The 2,597-nt window shown below is 70.9% G+C and carries 2 protein-coding genes; both read left to right on the top strand.

Annotated elements, in window-relative coordinates; all coding sequences use genetic code 11:
• A partial coding sequence (locus tag L995_RS04820; protein WP_047469680.1) for an efflux transporter outer membrane subunit occupies nt 1-1,126 on the top strand: 1,126 nt, incomplete at its 5' end.
• Nucleotides 1,127-1,258: 132 nt separating this feature from the next.
• Nucleotides 1,259-2,597: HlyD family secretion protein (locus tag L995_RS04825; protein ID WP_047469683.1), on the top strand; the 1,339-nt coding region annotated here is incomplete at its 3' end.

The raw sequence follows: 2,597 nt of genomic DNA on the forward strand, positions 1-2,597 counted from the left end.
GCTCGGCGTCGACGCCACGCGCCAGCACTACAGCGCCAACGGCCTGGTGCCTGCTCCCATTGCCGGCCATACCTACAACACCGGCAACCTGCAGGCCGGGCTGAGCTGGACGCCGGATTTCTTTGGCCGCCATGCGGCCGACCTGCAGGCCGCCCTGGGCCAGGCCCGTGCCGCCCAGGCCGACAGCGCCGCCGCTGCCAACCAGTTGGCCGCCCAGGTGGCGCGCAGCTATGTGGCGCTGGCCCGGCTGATTGCCCAAAAGGATGTGGCCGGCCGCACGCTGACCCAGCGCCAGTCGCTGCTGGAGCTGAGCCAGCAGCGCACGCGCGCCGGGCTGGACAGCCAGGTGGAGCTGACCCAGGCCCAGGCCGGCCTGCCCGATGCCGGCACCCAGATCGAGATGCTGGACGAGCAGATCACGCTGGCGCGCCGCACCATCGCCGTGCTCTGCGGCCAGGCGCCCGAGGCGCAGCTGCAGCTGGCGCCCCGTCTGGCCGCGCTGCAGATCCAGGCCATGCCCGGCCAGTTGGGCGCAGACCTGCTGGGCCGCCGCCCCGACGTGGTGGCCGCACGCTGGCGCGTGGAGTCCGCAACGCAGGGCATAGAGAGCGCGCGGGCGGATTTCTACCCCGATATCAACCTGACGGCCTTCATCGGCCTCAACGCCGTCGGGCTGGACAACCTGTTCAAGGGCAGCTCGCGCCAGATGGGCGTGACGCCCGCGCTGCGCCTGCCCCTGTTCGACGGCAAGCGCCTGCGCGCCCAGTTGCGCGGCACGCAGGCCGACCTGGACACCGCCATTGCCCAGTACAACGGCGTGGTGCTCGATGCGGTCAAGGAAGCGGGTGACGCCATCACGTCCGTGCAATCGCTGGTGCGCCAACAGCAGCTGCAGGCCGAGTCGCTGGAGAAGGCCGAACGCGCCTACGACTTTGCAGTGCAGCGCTACAAGGCCGGCCTGGCCAGCCAGGTGACGGTGCTCAACACCGAGACCCAGGTGATCACCCAGCGCCGCCTGGACGTGGACCTGCGCGCCCGCGCGCTGGACACGCGCGTGTCGCTGATGAAGGCCCTGGGCGGCGGCTGGACCGATGGCACGGATGCCGTGCAGGTCAGCCAGCACTGAGATCGCAACCCGCACAGGAATCCACCGCACTCTTGACCCTCCACCGGGCAGACCGCCAGCCAGCGTGACAGACCGCCAGCCCCCTGCCCCGGCCGCACAACCACATTCACAGATAACAAAGCGCCGAACACCATGACCGATACCAACAAGCAAGCATCCAATGCACCCGCTGCCGCAGCCTCGCCCGTGGCCAACCCGCAGGGCCGCCGCAAGGGCCTGACCATCGTGGCCGCCGCCGTCGCGGTGGCCGCCGTCGCCTGGGGCGGCTGGCACTGGATGGTGGCGCGCAACTACCAGACCACGGACAACGCCTATGTGGCGGGCAACGTGGTGCAGATCACGCCGCAGGTCGGCGGCACGGTGATCAGCATCGGCGCCGACGACACCGACTACGTCAAGCCCGGCCAGCTGCTGGTGCAGCTGGACTCGGCCGATGCCCTGGTCGCCCTGTCCCAGGCCGAGTCGCAGCTGGCCCAGACCGTGCGCCAGGTGCGCACGCTGTACGCCAACAATGCCCCCCTGGTCGCCCAGGTGGCCCAGCGCGAGGCCGATCTGGCCCGCCTGCAGGCCGATGCCGCCCGCGCCCGCGAGGATGTGGAGCGCCGCCGCCCGCTGCTGGCCACGGGCGCCGTGGGCAAGGAGGAGTTCGACCACGCCCAGTCCCTGGCCCGCACGGCCGGCAATGCCGCCTCGGCAGCCGAAGCCGCCGTGCGCGCCGCCAAGGCGCAGCTGACGGCTGCCGAAGCCCAGACCAAGGGCAGCAGCGCCGAAGAGCACCCCAGCGTGATCGCCGCCTCCGCCAAGGTGCGCGAAGCCTATCTTGCGCTGCAGCGCACGCGCCTGGTCTCGCCCGTGGAAGGCTATGTGGCCAAGCGCGGCGTGCAGTTGGGCCAGCGCGTGGCCTCGGGCGCGCCGCTGATGACGGTGGTGGGCCTGCACAACCTCTGGGTGGATGCCAACTTCAAGGAAAGCCAGCTGGCCCAGCTGCGCATAGGCCAGAAGACCGAGCTGACGGCCGATGTCTACGGCGACAAGATCAGCTACCACGGCACCGTGGTGGGCATGGGCGCAGGAACCGGCGCGGCCTTCTCGCTGCTGCCCGCGCAGAACGCCACCGGCAACTGGATCAAGGTGGTGCAGCGCGTGCCCGTGCGCATTGCGCTGGCGCCGGAAGACCTGGCACAGCACCCGCTGCGCGTGGGCCTGTCCATGGAAGTCAAGGTGGACGTGCGAGACCAGCAGGGCGAGGTGCTGGCAACGACCACGCGCAACGCACCCGTGGCCCAGACCTCTGTCTACGACATGGCGCTGCCGCAGGCCGAGGAGCGCATTGCCCACATCGTGGCGGGCCAGAACGTGGCACCGCTCAAGCAGTTGCCCGAGCTGCCGCCCGTGGCCATGGCCGAGGTGCAGGACAGGGCCCAGGGCAAGGCGCCAGCCGCCGTGGCCTCCGCGCCGGTTGACGCGCAGG

It is taken from the genome of Delftia sp. ZNC0008 (genome assembly GCF_000799035.1).
GTDB lineage: Bacteria > Pseudomonadota > Gammaproteobacteria > Burkholderiales > Burkholderiaceae_C > Comamonas > Comamonas tsuruhatensis.